We start from the raw sequence: 24259 nt of genomic DNA, 5'->3' as shown, positions 1-24259 counted from the left end.
AAGAACAACTATTCACATATACGCTTTATTACAGTCCGGCTGCCGTCGGCATGGCAGTTTACCTGTATGAACATTCCGTTGAAAGGTTTTTCTATGCGTACACCGTTCGTGTTATAGTATAGGGTGTTGGTGACTGTCTTGTCGGCGGGAATGGTGGTTATGGCGTTGGTATTGCCGCCGATGGCCTCAGACACCGTGCCGTCTTCTCTGACATATCGGGGATAGTACTCATCAACGGATGTCTCGGCATCTGTGTTGCCCCCAAGCATGATGTCCTGCACAAGGCTGTTGCAATAGACTTCGATGTTGGTATACATGCCTTGAGTGTCGACGGTGGTCTTCAATGCGTCGGATGCGTCGTTGGGATTCAGTCCGTTTGCAAGTTCCCATGCGTCGGGAATACCGTCATTGTCAGTGTCGAAGCCGGCAGGATGCTTTCCCGTGCCGAATGTCTCTTCGGTATATCCGTTTACATCCGAAACGAGGTCGATAAGTCCCCATTTGTTTGTCACCGAGCCCTTGTATGTCGATTTGCCGTTGCGTGCCTCTTCCATATACCGCGCGTCGACGTTGTCGCGGTGGAGCGACGAGCCGCAATACGTCATTACCTTGTCAAAGGCTTTTTCGGCTGTATGTGTGGTCACGAGGCCTGTAGGTGCCTGCTCGTCCATCTTTATCCTCACACACGGTTCGCCGGCGGAATTGTTTTTGTGAGGCACCTTGTCGCCGTACATGTTGTTCGGGTCCTTGGAATATATTTCGCCACCAATCGTGAATACACCTTTGTCGTAACTTACGCCGGCCCAGTCCCGGTTTTTCTTTTTTACTCCGGACGAAGTCTCGGTTGTGTTGCCCGATATGTAGTATCTGCTCGTCATTCCGTAGTATTCAGGATGCTTGCTGTCCGAGTTGCCGCTTGTGGATACGGTGACGAGTGTTATTCTTTCCTGGTTTCCGTTGCCGGAGTTGCCGGCTTTGTAATAGTTGTTGACAATGTTTATCTGTCCTCCGCCCGGACCGCCGTAGCATGCGCCCGGACAGTTGTACATCACGCAGTTGCGGAAGTCTACGTTTTCGGCTTGTGCCGGATTTTCCCATTTGTACGTATCGTAGTCGTAGTTTGACGTATAGCCTGTCCATCCGTAGCGAGCACCGTTGAAGCGCGGACCGCGGTTTGTCACGCTGGCTATCATGTTGTGGTGGAAGCTGGCCAGTTTGCCGCCCCATATTCCGCCATATCCGTGGGCGCCTTTGCTATGCCCCGGGTTTGATAGGCTTTCGGCGATGGTGCACCACTGCATGGTGAAGTTGTTGTTGTCGTAGAACGATGCCACCTCGTCGATGCTCCAGCTGAACGAACAGTGGTCGAGGATGATGCCTGTCTTCTGTCTGTCCCAGATGGCATCGGCGCCGTCGTTAACGTCGCGTTCCTGTCCGCGTCGGCTGCGTATGAAGCGCATGATGATGTTGTTGGCACAGCGCAGAGTGCGGTAGCGCAGTGTGATGCCGGGATAGGGTGCTGTCTGTCCTTCGATGGTGGTATTGGCACCGATTGTAAGGTCTGAGTTCAGGGGGATTACTCCGGCCACGTCGAACACTACTATTTTCTTTGCGCTGCCTTTTACGGCCTCGCGGAATGAACCTGTGCCTGAGTCGTTGAGATTGGTGACATGTACAATCTTGCCGCCACGCCCGCCCGTGACATAGCGTCCGTGGCCTTCGGCCCCGGGGAAGGCCGGTGTCTGTGCCATTGACATTGTTGCAATGGCTGATAGGGATAATGCGAGTAATTGCTTTTTCATATTGTTTTTTATGTTTGTTGTTTTATTTTATCGGTTTTTCATTTGATGGTCTGCCGATGGCCTTTACCAATGTTCCGTCTTCCTTGTGATATTTCGGATAATATTCGTTTAAAGACGTTTCGGCGCCGGCGTTCCCTCCAATCATTATATCTTGAACAAGACTGTTGCAGTACACTTCTATATTGGTGTAGCATCCTTCAGTGTCAATTGATGTCTTGTTGGCATCTGATGCGTCGTGGGGATTCAGTCCGTTTGCTTTTTCCCACGCATCGGGTATTCCGTCATTGTCTGAGTCGAAGCCTGAGGGGCGTTTGCCTGTACCGAATGTTTTTTCCGTATATCCGTTCACATCGGCCACAACGTCTATCAGTCCCCATTTGCCGGTAATAGAACCTTTATACATGGCTTTTCCTTCGCGTGCCTCTTTCATGTAGCGTGCGTCCACTGTGTCACGATATAGCGATGCACCACAGTGTTCCAGTACTTTTTCGAATGCTTTCCCGGCCTTGTGTGTGGTTACCGGACCGGTGGGAGCTGGTTGTTCCATCTTTATTTTTACACACATATCGCCATCCGTATTCTTTATGTGGGCGACGTTGTCTCCATAGAAATTGTTTATGTCTTTTGAATATCTTTCCCCGTCGATAGTGAATATCCCTTTGTCGTAGCTTATCCCCGCCCAGTCACGATTCTTCTTGATTGCTCCTTTGACGGTTTCGGTGGTGTTGCCATCTATATAGTATCTGCTCGTCATGCCGTAGTATTCCGGATGTTTTTTGTCGGAGTTGCCTGCCGTGGATATTGTTACGAGGGTTATGCGTTCCTGGTTGCTGTTGTCTCTGGGACCGGCCTTGAAATAGTTGTTGACAATGTTTATCTGTCCGCCTCCGGGGCCTCCATAACATGAGCCCTGACAATTGTACATCACACAATTGCGGAAGTCTACGTTTTCGGCTTGGACAGGATTGTTCCATTTGTACTTTTGGTATATCAGGTTGTCTGTATACCCTGTCCATCCGTAGCGTGCACCGTTGAAACGCGGTCCGCGATTGGTCACGTGTGCTATCATGTTATGGTGGAAGCTGGCCAGTTTGCCACCCCAGATGCCGCCGTATCCGTGGGCGCCCTTGCTGTGTCCGGGGTTAGACAGGCTTTCGGCTATGGTGCACCATTGCATTGTGAAGTTGTTGTTGTCGTAGAACGATGCCACCTCGTCAATGCTCCAGCTGAACGAGCAGTGGTCGATGATAATGCCTGTCTTGTGGTTGTCGTAAATGGCGTCGGCACTGTCGTTGATGTCTTTTTCCTGTCCGCGCCTGACACGGATAAACCGCATGATGATGTTGTTGTCGCAACGTAGAGTGTGATAGCGCAGTGTTATTCCGGGATGGGGTGCCGTCTGTCCTTCTATGGTGGTGTTGGCCCCGATGTCGAGATCGGATTCCAACGGTATCACTCCGGCCACATCGAAGACTACTATTTTCTTTGCACTGCCTCTTACAGCCTCGCGAAACGAGCCTGGACCGTTGTCATTGAGATTTGTCACATGGACAATCTTGCCTCCACGGCCTCCGCTGACGTAGCGGCCGTGACCTTCGGCTCCAGGAAAGGCCGGTATCTGTGCCGTTGCAGCTGCGGTAATGGCACAGAAGGATAATATGATGGACTGTCTTTTCATAATTTCTATTTTCGTTTTTAGGAGATAGGAATTGGATGGATGGGATGATGGAAGATTGGTGGAAGTTATGGGATTGGTATTAATATGAACATCTTTTAAATCAAATGACAGGAGCTAAAGATGCTGCGTGGTGCAGCATTCTTTAACTCCTTGTCATGTCTCATTCAATTCCGGCTGTTCTATTGCATTCTGTTGAGGCCCTCCCAACGCACATTCCATTTGCCGTCTTTGGGGAATCCGGGATTCATCACATTCTTGCATCCGTCCCATCCGGCACACATCATGGCCACAGCGTCGAGCAGTGAGCCGTTGCCTGGCAGATATAGACGCAGGCGTTTGGGCTCCTGATAGTTGTGACCGTTCTTGAGATACGTGTTCTTGCCTTTGTCGATAAGGAGTGCATCGAGTGCAGTGGATGTCTCGCCGAGGCGTGCCGCACACATGGCAATCATGCCGTAGTCCCATCCCCAGGTTGTGTCCCAGTTCCAGTTATTCATCACCCAGTCGAGCGTAGCCCTCATCTTGTCATTGTCATACTGTCCGGTGGCTGGCAGCAGGCCGCAGGCACCGAGAACGGCGGGATGGTCCGAGCGTGACTTCAAGGCGAAGTCTTCTTCTGAAATCTGCTTAGCGGTGTTATGTCCACCGGTGTTGAACGGGTCGAAACCGGCTGACTTGGCTTTCGGGTCGAAAGATTGTGATGGCTCGCCGGCGGTGTATATGCCTTCGCTTTCGGCTAAAGGGGCCATGCGGCTGATTATTTCGTCCCATTCGGCGTTGCGTTCCAGCCCGCGGCGCTCGCGCCATTGTTGCGCTTTGCCAAGTCCGTACACCCAATATACCTGCTCGAAGGGATGATTGAAAGAAAAGTCTTTAGACATGGATTCCTGCATTGCCGTCTGTCCGAAGAGCTTGATGCTGCCCTTCTTAGGGGCGCAGGCTTTTGCGAAGTCGGCCATGAACTCAGCGGTCGCCTCCACTTGCTCGCCGTATTTCTTCAGTGTCTCGGCGTTGGGCTTGGCTCTATACATCTCTTCGGCCATGTATATATAATGTGGCTGCTGCCATGTGAGGAACGAACCTACGTTCGACGGGGCCTCACCGGCCCAAGGGTCGGTCATCTTCATCCAGCGTACACCCTTGAATCCCTGACGCTCGGCAATCTTGCGGGCTACGGGATAGGCTGTGTTGTTGTACCATTCCAATATGTCGGCCACAACTTCGGGACGATTCCACAATGCAAAGTCAACGACGTGCCACCATGTCATCTCAAGGTGCGGACGTCCGTACCATGAGTTGTATGTCAGGCCGGTCTCCTGTGGGGGAGTCGAGTTGGCGCAGTTGATGGCAGTCTGGTATTGTGAAAGCACAGTGCGGCGCTCCAGTTCCTTGGCTCGCGGGTCGGTGCAGTCGGAAAAATCGACGATGGCACCGCTATTCCAGAATCTGGGCCAATATTTCATTATACCTTTGAGAGCCTGGTCGTATTCGAAAGCACCCTGGCGCATGCGGTTCTGCTTAGGTGTGTATTCGGCGCAGAACGACAACACGTCATCATTGCTTATGAGTGAGAAGCTGTGTGGCTGTGATGTCTCCTTTAAGATGGCATTGCCCTCCCATGTCAGTGTTATGTAGTAGCGTGTGTCATCGATGATGCGTTCGATGACAGCCGAACAACTGTCAGAACTGATTATTCTGGAGCTATGCCTTTCGGGGCTGGTCCAGTCGTTGGCGCTGTCGGCGTGCTTGCCCGAAGGGTAGGAGAATCGGAAACTTACGGCAGCGCGACCCTCGTGCAGCAGTGTTGACTTGATGCGTGCGAAGATAGCGTCCTTGTCGGCCATGCAGGCTGTGGTCACCTCAACGGGAACACCGTCGGCCGTGAAACGCGACTCGATGGTCCCGTCCCAAAGAGCTTGCTCCTGACGTATGTTCTTCAATTCTTTCAGAGGTATCTGCCTGCCTTCTTTGTCACTAATCAGCAGACCGATGGTGCCGAGGTTGAGACGGTGGGGATTGGCACGGAAATATTCCGTGGCCTCTTTGTTGCGGCCTTCCTGTTTGTATTCCACGCAATATGTTTCCTTGCGTCCGTGTCCGAAGTCCATTTCACGCTCCGATTCCGACGGTTGCAGCCATTTGGTGTTTTTGAACGAGTGCCAGCCCCAGTCGGACATGGCGTTCAGAGGCACACCTGCCTCATAGTCAAAAGGGTAGCTCTGCAGTCCGGTTACGTCAACGGTTGTTGCGAAATGGCCGTTGCCTACTGTTAGAGAGGCCAACGGGTCAGCCTCGGTAACGACAGGATTGTTGCGTGTCACGACGGCCTGACGGTTGATTGCAGTTGTCGCATTGTTTGTATTGTATCCCAAAGCCTCCATTTCGAGTGATGCCCAAATGAAAGGACCTACACCCTTGGCGTCGTTGTCGCGGACTTCCTCGCTCAGGTAATATGCGTAAGAACCGTCACGGCGTTTGTTTTCCTTTAGTTTCATGCCGTACTTGTCTGTAGCAGCTTTCACCTTTTCGCTCATGCCAGGGCCCAATCCGGCTACCTTGCAGCATCCTGTCAGCGATATGGTCAGGTCGGGATTTACTTTGATGAAGTTGTTGATGATTCCGCGATAAGCCTTGATTCCGGCATCACGGTATTTGGAGCCCACATATCCCTTGCGGTAAGCCTTCAGCAGGGCGTAGGTGAACATCGAAGAGCATGTCGATTCAAGATAGTTGCCATCACGCGTGGGGCTGTCCATCACCTGATACCATACTCCGCTCTTCTTGTCCTGCCACTTTATTACGGCGTCAAGATCCTTTTTGAGCAGATCTATCACTTCACTGCGGCGTGAATAGTTTTCGGGCAGTGCGTCAAGCAGCTCGATTAGTGCCATGGTGTACCAGCCTTGGGCGCGTCCCCAGCAGTGCTGTGACAGTCCTGTCTCCTTGTCGGCCCAGAACATTTCGCGTGTCTCGTCCCATGCGTGGCGGTTCAGTCCTGTATTCTTGTCGAGTGTACGCTCGTAAGTCTTCTTGATTTGGTCCACAGCATCATCATATATTGTTTGTGCCTTCTTGTCCTTGAGCAGCATGTTGGCCGTCAGGGCGTAGTAAGGCAGTCCCATGAATATGCCGTCGAGCCATACCTGATATGAATATATGGCCTTGTGCCAATATACACCCTCATTGGTGCGCGGCTGCTTCTGCAGCTGTTTCATCAGTGTTTCGAGCGCCTTGCGGTTCTTGGCCTCGGGGTATAACTGATACATACGGGCCACAAAATGACCCGTACGTATTTGATCCAAGTTATAATCTTCAAGTCTGTATCCGCGGATGTCGCCTTTGGCGTTAATCATCGTGTCGGTGTACTGCAGACAATACTTCTTTATCTCGTCACCGCCATATTTAAGATATGTGTCAAGCATTGCTTCGAGTTCAATCCCCATCACATAGCTCCACTTCGGCCGGTTGGAGAAGTCGAGCATGTACGACTGTGGCACGCGTTTCATTTCCGAGGCTGTCATCCACTGGCTATAGTTTTTGTAGGGTTTCTCGATGAGGCTAAGACCACCGTTGATGTAGAGATTTTCGAAGTTGATATTGCGTGTCTGTCCTTTGATAGAGTTGCCTTCGGCCACACCGTTGAAGCGGCAGTTCTTTACATTGATGTCGTACACGTTGGTGCATGTATCAAGCGCTATAATCTGTACTCCATACTTGCTCTTCTCACAGGTAACGTTGTCCAGGTTGATGTTGCGCACTGTGGGAAGGAAGCCGCGGCAGCAAATCTCGTTATGTTCATAATCGAGGTTGATTTTCAATACAGATTCTCCGCACTGTCCCACCTTGATGTTGCGGGCATAGATGTTCTCTATGACACCGCCACGGCAAGTGTTGGTCTTGATTCGTATTACGCGGTCCAGATTCGGGCTGTCCATCACGTTGTTTTCAGCGAACACGTTACGGCATCCTCCCGAGATCTCACTGCCAATGACGACGCCTCCGTGCCCGTTCTCCATCTTGCAGTTGCGGATGATGATGTTCTCACTGGGCTTGTTCCACAGACGGCCGTCGTTGTTGCGTCCGCTCTTGATGGCGATACAGTCGTCACCGGTGTTGAAGAAACAGTTTTCTATCAGCACTCCGTCGCATGACTCGGGATCGCAACCGTCACCGTTGGGACCGTCGTTATTGATATGCACGCCACGTACTGTGATGTTCTTGGAGAGTAATGGGTGGATAACCCAGAACGGAGAACGCAGCAACGTAACATTCTCGATGAGAATGCCGTCGCAGGTGTTGAAGTTGATAAGTTGCGGGCGCAGGCCGTCGGTAGGTCCGAAGCGGCGTTCGTTCATGTCGACACCATCCTCGGCCATTTTCAGCAGACGGGGGCGTGCACCGTTGCGCTGGCTTATCATGCCCTCTTTCCATCCGTATTTGGCTGCTCCGCACCATGGCCACCATGTCTCACGTGTGCCGCCTCCGTCGATTGTTCCCTCACCGGTGATGGCTACGTCGGTCTGTTTGTAGGCGTAGATACAGGGCGAGATATTCCAACAGTCGAGACCTTCCCATCGGGTCAGTACCACGGGGTAAAGTTCAGGTTCGAAGGTGAATTGCAAAACAGCGCCTTTCTCCACGACCAGATTGACATGGCTTAGCAGTGTGATAGCTGCCGTATTAAATGTTCCGGCCGGTACAATTACACGACCTCCGCCGGCTTTCGAGCAGGCTGCGATGGCCTTGTTGATGGCTTTTTGGTTAACGGCGGCAGTGGCAGTGGTGCTTGCGCCATACTTTGTGATTTTGAAATCACGGTTGGCAAACTGTGGTTGTCTGATGCTCTTTTCTATCTGCTTGTAAGTGGTTTCCCATCCGTCGGCCATAGCCACGGCCGGGAAAAGCAGGCATAGGAGCAGTAAATGTAAGTACTTCATAAATTATTTTAATGGTTTTGATTTTTTCAGTTGCCTGCAGCATAATCTGTCTTCGCCGGTTCTCATGGCTTCCGCATGGCATGGCGGTGCCGTGGGCCTGTCGTGTAGTGATGCTGTTGGTCGGTTGTTTTAGTAGGTGGCAATTTTTTGCTTATCGGTGCAAAGATAAGCATTATATATAATATATGGGAATAAAAAATGATTAAATTGGCGCAAAAATTATGTGACGGGCTGTAAACTCAGTTGCTTTTGCCCCGTTTCCGTTTTGTCGTTATGGTTGTTTCATTCTGTCGTAGCGGCCGTTTGGCAAAATGGTGTTAATGACTTTACTCTTTAATGTTAATAGGATTACCCGGTAAAGTTATTGACTTCACCGGGTAATCCTATTAATCTCATCAGGCAATCCTGTTGACACCAGAGACTGATGGCGGTTTCAGGGCATTTCCGTTGTGCTGTTACAGCGGTGTCCAAGACCGCGTTGCGATTGACTGCATGCTATTCTCCCATTCCGTCGATGGTGTTGGCCATCCATACGTCCATGTATCCAGCTCCGCGGTGGTTCCATGCGTAGTAGGGGATGAGCGTAAGGCTTATGGTCTGCGAGGTCAGTGTTCCGTCGCCGGCGATTACAGCCGCTTGTGCGTTGTCGATGGTAATCTTTGTTACGCTGAACTCACGTCCGCTGTTCCCGGTGTTGGCTATCCTGTGACCTTCGGTCACGCTGAACTGCGGCCGGCGGCTGAGCAGTACGTGTCGTGTGTTCAGTCCGTTGTTGTCGGCAGCCTCGGCACAGTATACCAGCGGTCCGCGTTCTACAGCAATCTTGCCGCGGTCGTCGGTCACCTTGGCATTGGCAGTCACTATGCGCGGCTTCATGTCGAAGTGTACACGTACTATGTCGCCTTTCTTCCAATGGCGTCCTATGGACAGATATCCGTCTGGTGTGAGATTACCGTCGGCTTTCTTGCCGTTCACAGTGATACTGTATCCGGTTTTAACATCGTCGGCGTAGCTGTACAGATCGCTCGGCACTACCTGCCCGCGTACCCATCCCGGTATGCGCACTTTCATGGTGAAGTCTTTGCCTTTGTTTTTCAATATGCTGATGGCGATGTCACCGTCCCACGGATAGCGTGTTTCCTGTTTCAGAGTTACATCTTTGCCGGCCACACGTATGGTTGCAGTGTTGGCTGCAAAGAGATTTACATACAGGCTGTTGTCTTTCACAGCATAGACGTATCCGGGCAGCGATGGGATGAATCGGCTGATGTTGCTTGGACAACAGGCGCAACCGAACCATGGCTGGCGTGTAGTGTTATTGTCGGCATTGAAAGCGTATTTGCCGTCGGACGACAGAGGATTGGGGTAGAAGAAGCGTCCGCCGTCTACCGACATTCCGCTTATCACACCGTTGTAGAGTGTGCGCTCGAGACAGTCTATGTATTTACTTTCGCCACGGAACAGGAACATGCGTTGGAATAGATATACCATCGAGATGGCCGCACAGGTCTCATTGTAAGCCGTGAGGTTGGGAAGTTCGTAGTTGGAACCGAACGCCTCCCCGGAATGGCGTGCACCTACGCCTCCCGTAATATAATACTTTTTGCCGATGATGTTGTCACAAATGCGGTCAATGGCTTTGATGTAAGAACTGTCGCCTGTCAGTGCCGCCACGTCGGCCATGCCGGCATACATATAGCCGGCGCGTACAGCGTGGCCTACGGCCTCATCCTGTTCGGTGACGGGCTTATGGCTTTGGCTGTAGGCGTTCTTGTGCTTGGTCTTTCCGCGCATGTCGAGAAAAAATTTCGCTTCATCGAGATAGCGTTTGTCACCAGTGAGTACATACATTCGTGCCAGTGCCATCTCGGCTATCTGGTGGCCGGGTACCACGTGTGCCTGTCCGTCGTTGGGGCCTACCTCGCGGATTACGCAGTCGGCGTATCGCTTGGCTATGTCAAGAAATTTAGTGTTGCCCGTGGCCTGATAATGTGCACAGGCTGCATCAGCCATGTGCCCCAGATTATATAGTTCGTGGCTTAGGTTTTCCACGACTTCCCAACGCTGTTTGCCGGCCCATGGATGCGGCTTCTTGGGATTGATGGTGCGGGCGGTATACAGATAACCGTCTTTCTCCTGTGCAGCGGCCACAATGTCGAGCACGCTGTCTATGTATTGTTCAATCCGTTTGTCGGGGTATGTCTGCAACAGATAACTTGCTCCCTCAATAGTCTTATATACGTCAGTATCGTCGAAAGAGAAGCCCATAAACGTTCTCACATCGTAGTCGTCGCTCGGGTGAGCGGCTTTCACGAAGTTGGAGTATCGTCCTTCTGTCTCGCATTTGCTGAAAGCCAAAGGTATGGTAACTTCGCGTGCAGCTTTGATGCGGTCGCCCCAAAAAGTGTTGGGTGCAATCTTTACCGATGTGAATGCCACGGGGGTGTGAGGATATCCGTAGTCGTTGTTTTGGGCTGTAGCGTTACATGCTGTCAATGCTATGGCCATTGATATTATACACTTTCTCATTTTGTTATGTTAGTTGGTTTTTTATAAGTTATTCGGTATACGAGTGGTTTATTTTTCTAATGTTAGTACGAGTCAGTGATATCTGTTAGTATCGTTTGCAGATGTTTGAAGTGTTGGTCGTTTTTATGCTGCAAAGGTACATAAAAAATCGCTTTTTTATGTACCTTTGCAGTCAAAATATATTTCTGACAATGATTATCTGTTGTTGTCGTGTATTGTAAATGTCTAATAGAAGGTTAAATGAATAGAGGGAAGCCGGCATATCGAAAAACATTGGGTGAACTGGTGCGTTTCGGCATAGTTGGTGTTGTGGCCACGGCAGTGCATTATGGCATATACCGTGGGCTTATGACGTATATGGCTGCCAACATCGCTTATACCACAGGCTATCTGTTGAGTTTTGTTTGCAACTATATATTGTCGTCTTGTTTTACATTCCGAAGTAGGGCTTCGTTGAGCAATGGAGTCGGATTCGGTGCGGCTCATGTGGTGAACTATATTTTGCAGATGTTGTTGCTCAATGTTTACATACGTTTCGGAATACCGGAGGACGTGGCGCCGTTTCCAGTCTATGCAGTGGCAGTTCCGGTTAATTTCATGTTGGTTAGATTGGTTTTTACACGTAAGAATAAAAAATGAAGATACGAATAAAGGTACCATGTGCCGCTGTTTTGCTTTTGGCGATATTCTTTGTAATGTACGGTCTGAACAGTATGACGCCGCCCACATTGTCGGACGATGTGCTGTACAAGTGTGTGTGGACGATGGATGAGACAATGGAGCAGCGCCCGATAGAGACGTTCGGAGATATAGTTGAGTCGCAGACGGCACATTATAAGGTGGTAAACGGACGTATCGTGGTGCATACTGTGGCACAATTGTTTATCGGTATTTTAGGCAAAGATGTGTTCAATGTGTTCAATTCTTTGTTTTTCTGTTTTCTGATATGGTGCTGTGTTTTGTTTGCCGTGGACGTAAACATCAGGTCGACCGGAGATTTATACCGAGGTAGGAGTAATGTTTCAAATATGCAAAAGTATGAACATACTAATATCTTTATGCCTTTATTGTTGTCTACGTTTCTAATTTTTGTGCTCATTCCGGGCTTTCAGGATGCTTTTTTGTGGTTTGTAGGCAGTTTCAACTATTTGTGGACAGCATTGGCCGTATTGCTTTTCATAATGTATTTCTATAGGGTGGAAAGGCAGGCTGTCGGATGGAAGAGTTTTGCGGTATGTCCGTTGGCAATGCTTGCCGGATGGACACACGAGGGACTTACATTGCCGTTATCGATAGGTTTTGTATTGTGGATGACAGTAAACCGGCGCCGGATTTTTCATAGTGCGGCTTTGCCTGCCGTATTGTGTTTTATGGCGGGTACGGCACTCAGTGCTTTTTCTCCGGGGACACTGGGGCGTGCCGGAGCCAATACCGCGCCACTGCTTGACAGGATGTTGCTGGGAATATTCAATTATTTGGTGTTCGTGCGTATTTCCTGGTTGCTTTTGGTTGCTGTCGTGGTGGCTTGGTTTTGTCGCCGCGATGTGCTCAAGGAGGAAATTCGCCGTAACTATGTGTTGTATTTTGCAATGCTCATGTCTCTCGGTATTGTTCTTGTGTGCGGCCAGACTGAGGCAAGGGTCTGTTTTCATGCCGATTTCATCGCTCTGTTGCTGCTTGTCAGTCTGCTTGTGCGCAGTGGGGTTTTCGTGGCCGATGGATATTCGTATTCGTTTGCATACCGCAAATCACGCATATTGGCAGTGGGAATGTGTGCTGTGATGACGGCAATAGCTATTCCTGTGTTCAAACTTGCGGCGGTGAATAAGAACGATTATGATTTTCAATTGAAGCAACAGCAAACTGAAGGTGTTCAATTGATACGTGTGAGACATTTGCCCGATAGTGGCTCGCGACTGTTTGATATGTTGATGGCAAGATATGTAAAACCGTCGGTGGAATTTGGATTTTATTCGTGTTATCAAGGTTTCGATGCAGATGACGTAAACTTGCGCTGTGCGGCGGCTGTGTATGGCAAGCCGCGGATGATGTATCTTCCGGAGGATATTGCTGCAAAGTTGGAGAAAGGACATGTCACCGGGAATATTGACGTTGACGGTGTTGTCAGCAGTGACAATGCCGACAATACATCGTCCGCTGTCATAACGGGGTTTTGTTCCGACCGTTATGATGAAATATCGGTTATGCGTATACCTGACGGACTGCGTGTGATGTCACTCAGTTTCGTGCTTAGACCGTCCCGTTTCGATGAAATGCCTTTCTATAGGCGTTTGTTTGCATATAAGGGTGAACGGTATGAATTGCCGTATATAAAGTTCAAGACGGTGGATGTCTTCGGGCATACTTATCTGTTCTTTGCTAATCCTCCAGGTGGAATCAGGGATTTTATAGAGGAGACACGGATTACATTTGATTCGTAATTGTGTAATCCGTGTCGTGAAATCACCGTGACAAAGCGTCGAACAGACGGCCGAGCGCAGTGTCTGCTTCTCCAGTCTCGTTGAGCAATGTGACGAATTTGCTGCCGATGATGGCCCCGGCCGCGTTCTTTTGTGCACTGTCGAATGTCTGACGGTTGGATATTCCGAAACCAATCATTCTCGGATTGCGTAGTTGCATGGCATCAATTCGGCGGAAATATTCCTGTTTGGCCTCGTCGAAACTTTGTTGTGTTCCGGTGGTGGCCGCCGAAGAAACCATGTATATGAATCCGTCCGTGTGGTTGTCGATAAAACGTATGCGCTCTTCGCTCGTTTCGGGAGTTATCATCATTATGATTCTCAAGTCATGGCGGTCGGCTATCGGCTTTACTTCTTCAAGATAGTCTTTGAAGGGCAAGTCTGGAATTATTGCTCCTGACACGCCACTCTCTACACAACTGCGACAAAAATTCTCTATGCCATATTGCATGATAGGATTTAGGTAGCCCATGAGTATAAGGGGGATTTGCACTTCATTCTTAATCTCTTTCAGCTGACTGAAGAGCAACTTGAGGTTCATTCCGTTACGCAGGGCTGTTGTTGTGGCACCTTGAATTACAGGACCGTCAGCCATTGGATCGCTGAATGGAATTCCTACTTCCACCATGTTTATGCCATTACGTTCCATGGCACGTATCACATCGGCCGTTCCGTCGAGAGTGGGACATCCGGCGCAGAAGTAAAGTGACAGGAGTTTTTTGCCCTTGTTTTCCTCAAACAGTCTGTTTATCTTGTTCATGTTAATATAATTGTTTTTTATCGGTCTGATTATACTTATTTGATATTGTTGCCGGTTCTGATCTTGTCGATGAACTTGCGCAGTGCTATAACGTCTTTCATGCCAGGTTCTGTTTCGAACCGCGAGTTAAGGTCTATTCCTGCAAGCATAGGATGGTGGATGGAGCTTATTGTGTCCGCATCGTCAGGCCCTATGCCTCCGCTGAGCAGAAAAGGATGATTGCCGTGGTAGGAATTGAGTATAGACCAGTCGAACTTTATGCCGCTGCCGCCTACGGTTGAACAACGTGTATCGAAGAGAAAATAGTCCACGCTGTTCTCATAGTTGCAGCATTTCCCGATGTCTTCATCTGATGTCACACTGATGGCCTTTATAAACTTGATATCGGGATTCGCTTCCGTTTGTAACTTGGCGCGTAGATTGTTTATGAATGCCGGTGTTTCGTTACCGTGTAATTGTATGATGTCAAGTTTGTAGTTACGGACCTGTGTAGTAATGTTTTGAACAGTGTCGTCTACAAATACTCCCACACGTTTCACGGCTGAAATGTTGCATATGGCGTCCCGTATGGTATGATTCGTAAGGCCGTCGGATTCTGCCGGATTCATATTGACATATCGTGGTGATTTCGTCCAAAATATCAAACCTATCCAGTCAATGCCAAGTGCCGCGATATTGTTGATGTTTTCGGTATTGCGCATACCGCATACTTTTATAATCATAGGCTGTATGTTGCTTTCAGCTCTGTTTTTGCATATTGTCAGTCTGTTTAATAAAGTCTCTCAGGGCTGCTCCAGGATTGTCGGCACGCATAAAATTTTCACCGATAAGGAATCCTTGGAACCCTGCCATACGCAGTTGGTTTATTGTAATGGCACTGGAAATGCCGCTTTCGCTCACCTTGACGGTGTCGTAAGGCAGTAATGATGCCAGGCGGAATGAGGTTTGTATATCGGTAACAAATGATCCGAGATTACGATTGTTTATGCCACACATATCCGGTTCCAGTTCACAATATTCAAGTTCCTTTTCGTTGTGCATTTCGAGAAGAACCTCGAGCCGTAGCTCATGGGCGGTTCGGATAAGGTTTTTGCATGTATCTTTTCTCAGGTCGGCTGCAATCAGCAACACTGCCGATGCTCCACTGATGCGTGCCTGAAACAGCTGGTACTCGTCGATAATGAAGTTCTTGTATAGTATAGGTATTGTTACACCGCTGTTGCGTGCCTCACGTATAAAGTCGTCATGACCTCCGAAGTATTTTTCGTCTGTGAGGATACTTATGGCAGAGGCTCCGTTGGTTTGATACGACAAAGGTATTTCGGACGCACGTCCGCCTTGTTTTATCCATCCTTTTGACGGTGATTTACGCTTGAATTCGGCAATGATACCGGTTTCCGATTTATCCAATGCTTGTTTCATCGACGGTACTTCGCAGTCAGAAAGGCGTTCTGCCAGTGTATGAATTTCCCGTTCTGATATTGTTTCCTTGTACTTGGCAACTTCGAATCGTTTCCATGCCACAATCTCTTCTAATATATCTTTCATTATGATTATGAGTTTAGTTCGACGAATTTGCGGAATGTTTGCAATGCCCGGCCGCTGTCGATAGATTCGCGTGCCGTTTCGATACACTCTGTTATGTCTTTGTTTCCGCGTTCCAACACCTGTATGCCGAAAGCAGCATTTGCCAATACAATGTTTTTCTGTGCCGGTAAAGCGGTATTTGCCAGTACATTGTCGAATATCCGAACTGCCTCTTCTTCGGTAGCTCCGGCTACTAATTCATCAGGACGGGCTGTTTCGAAACCGAGGTCTTGTGGACTGAAGATACGTTCATAGTTGTTTGTGGTGACTTTAAAGTTGTCGGTAAGTGATATCTCATCATAGCCGTCAATGCTGTTGACAATGGCATAGTCTATGCCTATCTTCTGATACACGTTGTTGTATAGGCGCATTTGGTTTAGATTGGCCACTCCGAGCATTTGGCATTGTGGCTTTGACGGATTGACAATTGGTCCGAGAAGATTGAAACATGTTGGGAACTGGAGTGATTTGCGTATAGGTCCGACAAATTTCATGGCTCGTGCGAATAGCTGGGCATGCAAGTATACAATGCCACATTCGTTGATGCAACGGTTCAGGAGGGCAATGTCGTCTGTGAATTTCACTCCATGGTTGGCAATTACGTTTGAGGCTCCGCTTATGCTTGTGGCCGAATAGTTGCCGTGTTTTGCTACTTTATATCCGGCTCCGGCTATAACAAAACAAGCTGTTGTAGAGATGTTGAATGTGTTTTTCCGGTCACCTCCGGTGCCGACAACGTCAATGTATCTGTCGCAGTCGAGCGGTACAGGAACGCCTGTTTCAAGTATGCCGTCACGAAAGCCGAGAAGTTCGTCGACGGTAATGCCACGCATCTGAAGGCCGGTGAGCAGAGCTGTTATCTGTTCGTCCGGGTATGCACTTTGTGTGATGCCTATCAGTATGTTTTTTGTCTCTTCACGGGTAAGTTCCTCGTGGTTGAGTATTCGGTTTAGTATTTCTTTCATAGGATTGATGGAAATTAATGGGAATAATGGGATTGATGGGATGAAGGGAATTATCCATTTATCCAGTTATCTATGATGGTACGTCCGTCAGGGGTAAGCACACTTTCGGGATGGAACTGGATACCATGTATGTCGTATTCGCGGTGACGCAGCGCCATGATTTGTCCTTCGTCGCTTTCTGCTGTAATCTCAAGACATGCCGGCAGCCCGTCTTTGCTGACAACCCATGAGTGATATCTGCCCATGGTGATGCGTTGCGGCAGACCTTCGAATATCGGGTCATTGCCTGATTGCGTGCCTTCGGTGGCCACACCGTGGAACACATCGCTTAGGTTTTCGAGTTTTGCACCGAATACTTCGCCGATAGCCTGATGACCGAGGCATACACCAAGTATGGGCTTGCGGCCGGCGTAACTGCGGATGGTATCGAGAAGAAGTCCGGCTTCTGACGGTATTCCCGGTCCGGGACTTAGGATAATCTTGTCGAATAATTCGAGATCAGAGAGTTCAAACTTGTCGTTGCGCAGCACTGTGGTGGCTGCACCCAGTTCTTTTACAAGATGGTTCAGGTTATATGTGAACGAGTCGTAATTGTCTATTATAACGATTTTCATATTGTATTTTCTTTTTGGGAAAGGTGAGTTGTGGGAGTAATGGGATTTTATGGGAGTAATGAGGATTCGGAAAAACCATCATGCTCTCTGTTTTCTCTATATCTTTTCTGCTGTCATTATGGCTTTGCGCAGTGCTCCGAGTTTGTTGTTCACTTCCTGCAACTCATACTCTTCATCGCTTTTGGCTACGATACCGCCGCCGGCCTGAAACCACAGTTCGCCATTGCGTGATACGAATGTGCGTATTGTGATGGCTTGATTGATAGAACCGTTGAGACCGATATATCCTATGCATCCGCCGTAAGCACCGCGATTGTGTGGCTCGTATTTGCTGATGAGCTGCATTGCCTTTACTTTTGGTGCACCGGAGAGCGTTCCGGCGGGGAAGGTATCTATGAATGTCCTGACGGGGTCGGCAGTTGGATTCAGTTTTCCGCTTACGCGTGATACGAGATGTATTACGTGTGAGTAATACTGCAAATCTTTATAGAAATCAATCTTCACATTGTGGCAGTTACGGCTGAGATCATTGCGTGCCAGGTCTACCAGCATCACATGTTCCGCGTTTTCTTTCGGATCGTTGCGCAGATACTCCGCCCCCTTACGGTCGGTCTCGGCATCGCCTGTTCGGCGTGTCGTTCCGGCAATGGGATCTATGTATGCCCGTTGTCCGTCTATGCGACAGTGTGTTTCGGGTGACGATCCGAAGATGCGGAAACCTCCGAAATCAAAATAAAACAGATATGGAGACGGATTGATGGATCGCAGTGCACGGTACAGCTTGAAGTCGTCTCCTTCATATCTTTGTATGAAGCGTCGCGACAGTACAATCTGAAAGACATCGCCACGCAGACAGTGCTTTATGCCTCGACGTATGTTGGCTTTGTGCTCTTCGTCAGTGAGTGTGGATGTCGTGTCGCCTATGGGATGGAAGCCGTATGTCTTTATGTTGTTTTTGCTCAGTTGGTGTATGATGCTATCTATGGCTGTCTCGTCGTTGTCATTTATATCGGCGGGACTCATGCTCACTATTGCCATATTGTTGTTGAAATGGTCGAACATTATTATATCTCGGTAGAGTATGTACATCATGTCGGGAGCATCGTTTTGTTTCATTGTCTCGTCCTTTACGTCAATGTTCTCAAAATATCTCACGGCATTGAACGATGTGTATCCGTACAGTCCGCACACATCGCTGTGGTCGCCGCTTATCTCAAAACCGGATATAAACTCGTTGATGGCGTCATCGGCTCCGAACTCTTTGCTTATAGAATGACGTGTGGATTTTCCGTCAGGATATGAGCATACAGCCATACCGTGACCTATGGATACGTATCCCAAAGGGTTGATGCCGATAAAGGAGCGGCTGTTGTTCGAATCGTGGTAGTCGGAACTTTCCATTAGTGCACTTTGCGGATACATGTCGCGCAGGCGCATATATGCGCTTACAGGTGTATACATGTCGGCAAGGATAGTGCGTGAGGTTGTCTTGTATTTGTATTTAGAAGTTTCCATATTCTCCTGCCATGTTTTTGTTGTTAAGATATGTCTCGACGTCTTTGTCGCCGCGTCCGCTTACTGTTAGTACGACAATGTCGTCATGCCGAAAAGTTGCCTTCTGCAGTGCGGCAATGGCATGTGCACTCTCCAATGCGGGGATGATGCCTTCCATGCGTGTCAATTCGTATGCCGCCTTAACGGCCTCATCGTCGTTTATGCTGTATACTGTGGCGCGGTGTCGGGTAGCGAGATTGGCGTGCATAGGACCGATGCCGGGGTAGTCAAGGCCGGCAGAAATGCTTTCGGCTTCCATTACCTGTCCGTCGGGAGTCTGCATGACAAGAGTTCGTGAGCCATGCAGTATACCCAGCCGCCCCGTGTGTATGGTGGCGGCAGTATGTCCGGTGTCTGCTCCAAGCCCCCCGGCTTCAGCCAGGATTATTCTTACGCGTGCGTCGTCAATGTAATGGTAGATTGTTCCGGCTGCGTTTGAGCCGCCGCCGACACAAGCCATCAGTACGTCGGGATAGTCGCGTCCGATCTTATCCTGCAGTTGTTCCTTTATCTCCTTTGATATGATGCTCTGTAGACGGGCCACCATGTCGGGGTAGGGATGAGGCCCTACTGTTGAACCTATTATGTAGAAAGTGTCCTGCGGATGGCAACACCAGTCGCGTATGGCCTCGTTCGTGGCGTCTTTCAGTGTCTGGTTGCCGCTGGTTACGGGGCGCACTTCGGCACCGAGCATCTTCATCCGTTCCACGTTGGTGTGCTGGCGTTCGACGTCGAGCGCACCCTGGTATACCACACACGGCATGTCCATCAGTGCGCATACGGTGGCCGTAGCCACACCGTGCTGTCCGGCTCCGGTCTCGGCTATGATGCGTTTTTTGCCCATCTTTTTGGCCATAAGAATCTGGCCTATGGTATTGTTTATCTTGTGTGCACCAGTGTGATTGAGGTCTTCGCGTTTCAAATACAGCCGGCATCCGTATTTCTCGCTCATGCGACGTGCGTAGTACAGCGGCGAGGGACGGCCCACATAGTCGCGCAGCAGCTCTATGTATTCTTTCTGGAACTCTTCCGATTCCAGTATTTCCAAATAACAGTTTTTGAGGTTTTCTACCGTTCCGTAGAGTATTTCGGGGATATATGCGCCGCCGAATTCTCCATAGAAACCTCTTTCATCTACTTGAAATGTCTTTTTGTCTTCCATATTGTTTGTTTCTGTTTTTATCTCTAAAACTAAATACCCTGTTTGAAATTCAAAAAGGCCCGTCGCAGTAAACGACGAGCCTTTTTATATCAATAGAATAATAAGACATGGCTACGTAATCCCGCGACTTGTTTAAATCTCGAGCAACGCCACCACCATGTATTATTCATTGTTGTCATATATAGATGTTTTTATGTTCACCGTTGCAAAATTACATATATTATTTTAAAATACAAACATTTTGCTTGTTATTTTCTGTAAATCATAATAAAAAGTGTGGTTTTATCGATGAATAGTAAACGTGTTTGTCAAGTTGAAGAAAATATTCAGGTTTGATCGTAATTTGCTACGTCTGGGAAACAAGAGCATGTTCCGGTCTATTCAATGAATTCATATTTCATTATTTTTTCCAGTCCAGGCATTCCCATGTATGAACATTTTTGGCCGAATATATATACCCTTTTGTTCCAATGTTCAGGATTATCCACCAGATTGAGCGCTCTTTGGGTGTCTTTGTAGTCGGTGAGGCGTACGGGGAAAAGGTCGTCTTCATAAAAAGCCTCAACTTCTGTAAGTCTCTTGTCTGCAAGTATCAGCGATGTTCTGCTCTCAAATGGCGGACGGACAATGGCGTTGTAGATGTTTCTTGATGTAGAGCCGACAATGTATCCGCGAACATTGATGAGCGAACCCACTTCGGCCGTTGCGGCCTCTTCAACTGTAAGAAAGCCTTTGAAGACGGTGTCCGGCACTATTTCGTCGTTCCATCCTGTGCCGGTATCATTGCCGGTGTCGCTATCCTCTTCGTTCCTGTCGCTTTTTTCACATCCGTATATCAGTGTTGCAGCAAGCAGTACCAATGTATATATAGCAGTTTTCATGATTTTTAATATAAACTTAATTGTTGTTTTTGGTAGTATAATATATGGATTAACACTGTATCTCATTCATCGTTTTTATAAAAATGAGTAAAAACTCAAATAAGAGGATTTTGCTCATTTGGTTTGATGAAATCGTTGTAAAAATAATAGTTTATATTGAAAACTATACAAATCCGTTAAGATTTAACATAAAATATTTGTTTTTTATAAATAGAATCATTATATTTGCCACCGATAAGTTACATCAACAATTGTAGATGCCTTATCTCAAAATAAAAAGTTTGAGGTTGGTAGCGTCCTGCACCAACCTCTTTTCTTTTGGGGATTCTTGCAGTATGTTCATCCGGTTGTATCATAATATCAGCGGGCTTTGTGCTCCGTCTCCGTTGCCATCCCAAGTCCTCCCATTTGGTTTGCGGCCCGTACGGCCCATAGGTCGCCTATGTTGCTGTTCTTGATTCTATATGATGTCTTTGTGGTGAAGTCGACCACTTTCCCGTTGCGACATATAGCATAGAGCAGTGCGTCAGTGCAGCCTGTCCATGTCAGTTTGCCGTTTTTCATTTTTACATTTGCTGGTGGCGTCACATTGCAGGTGAGTTTTTCCGGTTGCCAGTCTCCCATCACGTTCTTTATGGTATATTCAGCCGCTTCGTTGGCGCTTATTACCGGCCGGTTGGCGTGTTCTACACCTTCTTTGTCCACGTACATGTTTCGGCGTCCCGTCAGGTCGAGTGGTTCACCGGTGACGAGGCGGCTGTTATACTCGGTAAATAGCGCAGGCCATCCTCCGCTCATGTCTGCCCATCCGTTATGGCCGCGTTTGTCTTTTGTTATCGGTCCACGGTCCATTTTCGTGTCAATCCATACGGCGCGTGGTGTCCCCTTTCCCCAAGGCCGGCCGAGATAGTAGGTCACGTCGGGCGTTTCGCTTTTTATATAGCACGACAACATTACGTATCCGTAGCGGCGTGCAACCGACGGTACGGCCAGATAGCCGCCACGTTTGCATTGCTGGAATGTGACCTTATTATATATAACGTCTCCCTTTCCGCATATATAGTCGGTGCGCCCTCGGATTATGCCTCCTTCAAAATAGAAACGCCCCTGTTGGTTGTTGCTTACGTAAGTATCCTGATAGCCCCACAGGCAGATATTTTTGACCGCGGTAAGGTCAGAACGGTCATGCAGTACGATGTTGCGTCCGGTATTGTCCCCCATTCCGCTGCGCATAGTGAAGTCCTGTAGGTATGTGTCGTGGCTCTGTTTCTCAATGATGAGCACATCGCCATGCCCAATTCCCTCCAACGGATTGGCACGACCGAAACCATTGTCCCATGTCGGTTCCGGGACGGTGTTGGTGAGTACCGTCATATCACGGTCTTCGCCGATGATTGATGTGTTGGGAGCCTTCAGGTAAGTGCGCGGGTCGCCGTATTCCTTGCCGTCTCCACCTGTGGTGGTGCCTTCGGTGGGGATGACATATTCGCCCTGCATGACGAAGATGCGGTAACGGCATGTTGTGTCACGACGGCTGTTTGCCGCGTCAAGTGCCTGTCGGAACGATCCGTCACGCGGTACGACAAAATCGTAGAGTCGTTTTTCCTGTGCTGCAACAGTCAGGCAGTGTGCTGCAATGATGATTGGTAAGATTGTTCTTTTCATTCTTGTTTGTCTGTGTCAACTTGCTGGTTCACTGACACAAATGTACGAAATATCTTTTGGGCGGGCAAGAAAAACGGAATTTATTTCATTGGCATTTTATTGAAAACCGGCGGAATGGTATTAATTCAAGGAAAGGACATGAAAACAGTGTCCGAATATCAATGATGTCAGTAGGTTGCCGTTCCGGTAATAGCTGGATGGTTACAAACTGCCTGCGGTCCCTTAAAAAATGTAAAAACCAGCCGTATTTACTTTGTTTGTGCGTCTTTCTGTGTCTGCGGAACTAAGTTTGTGGAAAAATATGGTTACTTTTGCATCATCCCGCCGTGATGACAGTGTGATGCCGATATGTTGGCAGCACGGATTATGAACGGGTTTTGGGAGTAGATATGAACAAACTGTCAATCAGATGAAACCGATGAATCGTATAGCCCCGCTTGTCGTTGCATGTCTGTTGTGCATGCCGGTATTTGCACAAAAGCGGGCCAATCATGAGTTTTATAAAGATTTTCCTGTCTATGTCGACATGTTGCAGGCCCAGCTGACATATCCCATGGCTTGGGGCAATGGCAAGATACGCAACTTCGACAAATGGAAGCGTCAGGCACGTGCGAAAGTTTTCGAATGTATGATGACACCACCGCCGCAGCCCAGGAGCTACGACATGCGTGTGTTGGGAGAAGAGCGTCGCGATGGATATACGGCACGTAAGATAGAGTTCAACCTGTCGGAGTTCTACCGTGTGCGGGCCTATGTGCTCATACCCGATGGTGACGGCCCGTTTCCGGCGGTCAACCTGCTTCATGACCATGGGGCGCATCTTTTCATAGGCAAGGAAAAGATGATACGTCCGTTCATGGAAGATTCTGTGGTGATTAAGGATGCAGACGAGTGGCAGTATAAGGTCTACGGCGGACAGTATATGGGCGATTACCTGGCCCGCCGTGGCTATCTCGTCTTTTCCGCCGATGCACCGATGTGGGGTGAGCGGGGGCGTGCCGAGGGTGTGGATCGCAACAAGTATGACATCATTGCAGGCAACATGATGATGTATGGGCGCGACCTCAGTGCTTTCATGACATACGATGACATTGCTTCAACCGAATTTCTCGTCACACTGCCAGAGGTAGACAAAGAGCGTATCGGCTGTGCAGGCTGTTCCATGGGTGCCTATCGTGCATGGATGCTTTCAGCCTTGTCGGATAGGATAAAGGTAGGGGCGGCCGTATGTTGGATGGTCACAACCGACGTTCAGATGACATGGAAGTACGGGCGAAAGGAGAATGGCGGATTTGCCAACTGCATACCGGCCCTGCGTCAATATCTCGATTATCCTCATATTGCTTCTTTGGCTTGCCCTAAACCCATGCTCTTCATCAACGGCAGTCATGACAAACTGTTTCCATTACCTGGAGTGGAGAAGGCCTTTGGTGAAATGCGTAAGGTATGGAAAAGCCAGAAAGTAGAAAGCAATCTTGTCGCAGAAATATGGGACATGGGGCATGAGTGTGGTCCGAAGGTGCAGGAACGGGTGGCACGGTTCTTCGATGAGAATCTTTCATTAAAATAAGCATGTTCGGAAATATGTTATAATGAGATACCACTCAATTTCATTTAAGTATGTTACTGACCTGTTTTCATCTCC

General features: G+C 48.7%; 16 protein-coding genes. 3 read left to right on the top strand and 13 right to left on the bottom strand.

Translation table 11 applies throughout. The features are described 5' to 3' along the window. Positions 1-8: 8 nt before the first annotated feature. From HPS55_RS02185 to HPS55_RS02170, 4 genes are all read right to left on the bottom strand, one after another. Positions 9-1802, bottom strand: coding sequence for a pectate lyase (locus HPS55_RS02185; RefSeq protein WP_253945835.1), 1794 nt, complete (start codon positions 1800-1802; stop codon positions 9-11). Between the two features lie 22 nt (positions 1803-1824). After that, positions 1825-3480 carry a pectate lyase gene (locus HPS55_RS02180; protein ID WP_216653123.1) on the bottom strand — a complete coding sequence of 552 codons (1656 nt, stop codon included), beginning with the start codon at positions 3478-3480 and terminating at the stop codon, positions 1825-1827. Between the two features lie 179 nt (positions 3481-3659). Then, on the bottom strand, positions 3660-8417 hold the full coding sequence (locus HPS55_RS14315) for a glycoside hydrolase family 88 protein (RefSeq protein ID WP_172324651.1): 4758 nt from the start codon (positions 8415-8417) through the stop codon (positions 3660-3662). 495 nt (positions 8418-8912) lie between these two features. Continuing rightward, a complete protein-coding gene (locus HPS55_RS02170) occupies positions 8913-10946 on the bottom strand; it encodes a glycoside hydrolase family 127 protein (RefSeq protein ID WP_172176744.1) in 2034 nt (677 codons plus the stop codon). 240 nt (positions 10947-11186) lie between these two features. Between HPS55_RS02170 and HPS55_RS02165 the strand changes: the two genes are divergently transcribed. Both HPS55_RS02165 and HPS55_RS02160 read left to right on the top strand, forming a co-directional pair. Continuing rightward, entirely contained in the window at positions 11187-11585 is a 399-nt protein-coding gene (locus HPS55_RS02165; protein WP_172176742.1) for a GtrA family protein, read from the top strand. Then, positions 11582-13387 carry a DUF6056 family protein gene (locus HPS55_RS02160; RefSeq protein ID WP_172176740.1) on the top strand — a complete coding sequence of 602 codons (1806 nt, stop codon included), beginning with the start codon at positions 11582-11584 and terminating at the stop codon, positions 13385-13387. The genes HPS55_RS02165 and HPS55_RS02160 overlap by 4 nt, the downstream gene beginning before the upstream one ends. Positions 13388-13409: 22 nt before the next feature. Here the strand turns inward: HPS55_RS02160 and trpA are convergent, their stop codons facing one another. From trpA to HPS55_RS02115, 9 genes are all read right to left on the bottom strand, one after another. Continuing rightward, on the bottom strand, positions 13410-14186 hold the full coding sequence (trpA, locus tag HPS55_RS02155) for a tryptophan synthase subunit alpha (protein WP_172176738.1): 777 nt from the start codon (positions 14184-14186) through the stop codon (positions 13410-13412). Between the two features lie 35 nt (positions 14187-14221). Further along, positions 14222-14908 (bottom strand): phosphoribosylanthranilate isomerase, encoded by a 687-nt coding sequence (locus HPS55_RS02150; protein ID WP_172176736.1) that lies wholly within the window; start codon positions 14906-14908, stop codon positions 14222-14224. A 16-nt stretch (positions 14909-14924) separates the two neighbouring features. After that, positions 14925-15734, bottom strand: a complete 810-nt coding sequence (gene trpC, locus HPS55_RS02145; RefSeq protein WP_172176734.1) for an indole-3-glycerol phosphate synthase TrpC — start codon at positions 15732-15734, stop codon at positions 14925-14927. Between the two features lie 5 nt (positions 15735-15739). Next, positions 15740-16738, bottom strand: coding sequence for an anthranilate phosphoribosyltransferase (gene trpD / locus HPS55_RS02140; protein ID WP_172176732.1), 999 nt, complete (start codon positions 16736-16738; stop codon positions 15740-15742). A gap of 50 nt (positions 16739-16788) precedes the next feature. Continuing rightward, positions 16789-17352, bottom strand: a complete 564-nt coding sequence (locus HPS55_RS02135) for an anthranilate synthase component II (protein ID WP_172176730.1) — start codon at positions 17350-17352, stop codon at positions 16789-16791. A gap of 96 nt (positions 17353-17448) precedes the next feature. Next, entirely contained in the window at positions 17449-18867 is a 1419-nt protein-coding gene (locus HPS55_RS02130; protein WP_172176728.1) for an anthranilate synthase component I family protein, read from the bottom strand. After that, positions 18854-20068, bottom strand: coding sequence for a tryptophan synthase subunit beta (gene trpB, locus HPS55_RS02125; protein ID WP_172176726.1), 1215 nt, complete (start codon positions 20066-20068; stop codon positions 18854-18856). The genes HPS55_RS02130 and trpB overlap by 14 nt, the downstream gene beginning before the upstream one ends. 377 nt (positions 20069-20445) lie before the next feature. Next, entirely contained in the window at positions 20446-20949 is a 504-nt protein-coding gene (locus HPS55_RS02120) for a DUF6359 domain-containing protein (protein ID WP_172176724.1), read from the bottom strand. Positions 20950-21309: 360 nt separating this feature from the next. Beyond that, positions 21310-22614 carry a pectinesterase family protein gene (locus tag HPS55_RS02115; protein ID WP_172176722.1) on the bottom strand — a complete coding sequence of 435 codons (1305 nt, stop codon included), beginning with the start codon at positions 22612-22614 and terminating at the stop codon, positions 21310-21312. A 418-nt stretch (positions 22615-23032) separates the two neighbouring features. Here HPS55_RS02115 and HPS55_RS02110 point away from each other — a divergent pair, with 418 nt between their 5' ends. Beyond that, positions 23033-24184: a dienelactone hydrolase family protein gene (locus tag HPS55_RS02110; protein ID WP_172176908.1), complete on the top strand. Its 1152-nt coding sequence runs from the start codon at positions 23033-23035 to the stop codon at positions 24182-24184. Positions 24185-24259 lie beyond the last annotated feature (75 nt).

The organism is Xylanibacter rodentium, assembly GCF_013166575.1.
In the GTDB taxonomy this organism is placed as follows: domain Bacteria; phylum Bacteroidota; class Bacteroidia; order Bacteroidales; family Bacteroidaceae; genus Prevotella; species Prevotella rodentium.
The sequence above is the reverse complement of the archived record's forward strand: the minus strand, read 5'-3'. Positions and strand labels throughout refer to the sequence as shown.

Bases quoted from the DNA above. Each gene is read 5' to 3' on its own strand.
- trpC (WP_172176734.1), bottom strand. From the start codon at position 15,734: ATGAAAGATATATTAGAAGAGATTGTGGCATGGAAACGATTCGAAGTT.
- HPS55_RS02120 (WP_172176724.1), bottom strand. From the start codon at position 20,949: ATGAAAACTGCTATATATACATTGGTACTGCTTGCTGCAACACTGATA.
- HPS55_RS02180 (WP_216653123.1), bottom strand. From the start codon at position 3,480: ATGAAAAGACAGTCCATCATATTATCCTTCTGTGCCATTACCGCAGCT.
- HPS55_RS02160 (WP_172176740.1), top strand. From the start codon at position 11,582: ATGAAGATACGAATAAAGGTACCATGTGCCGCTGTTTTGCTTTTGGCG.
- trpD (WP_172176732.1), bottom strand. From the start codon at position 16,738: ATGAAAGAAATACTAAACCGAATACTCAACCACGAGGAACTTACCCGT.
- HPS55_RS02185 (WP_253945835.1), bottom strand. From the start codon at position 1,802: ATGAAAAAGCAATTACTCGCATTATCCCTATCAGCCATTGCAACAATG.
- HPS55_RS02150 (WP_172176736.1), bottom strand. From the start codon at position 14,908: ATGATTATAAAAGTATGCGGTATGCGCAATACCGAAAACATCAACAAT.
- HPS55_RS02170 (WP_172176744.1), bottom strand. From the start codon at position 10,946: ATGAGAAAGTGTATAATATCAATGGCCATAGCATTGACAGCATGTAAC.
- HPS55_RS02115 (WP_172176722.1), bottom strand. From the start codon at position 22,614: ATGAAAAGAACAATCTTACCAATCATCATTGCAGCACACTGCCTGACT.
- HPS55_RS14315 (WP_172324651.1), bottom strand. From the start codon at position 8,417: ATGAAGTACTTACATTTACTGCTCCTATGCCTGCTTTTCCCGGCCGTG.
- trpA (WP_172176738.1), bottom strand. From the start codon at position 14,186: ATGAACAAGATAAACAGACTGTTTGAGGAAAACAAGGGCAAAAAACTC.
- HPS55_RS02165 (WP_172176742.1), top strand. From the start codon at position 11,187: ATGAATAGAGGGAAGCCGGCATATCGAAAAACATTGGGTGAACTGGTG.
- trpB (WP_172176726.1), bottom strand. From the start codon at position 20,068: ATGGAAGACAAAAAGACATTTCAAGTAGATGAAAGAGGTTTCTATGGA.
- HPS55_RS02110 (WP_172176908.1), top strand. From the start codon at position 23,033: ATGAATCGTATAGCCCCGCTTGTCGTTGCATGTCTGTTGTGCATGCCG.
- HPS55_RS02135 (WP_172176730.1), bottom strand. From the start codon at position 17,352: ATGAAAATCGTTATAATAGACAATTACGACTCGTTCACATATAACCTG.
- HPS55_RS02130 (WP_172176728.1), bottom strand. From the start codon at position 18,867: ATGGAAACTTCTAAATACAAATACAAGACAACCTCACGCACTATCCTT.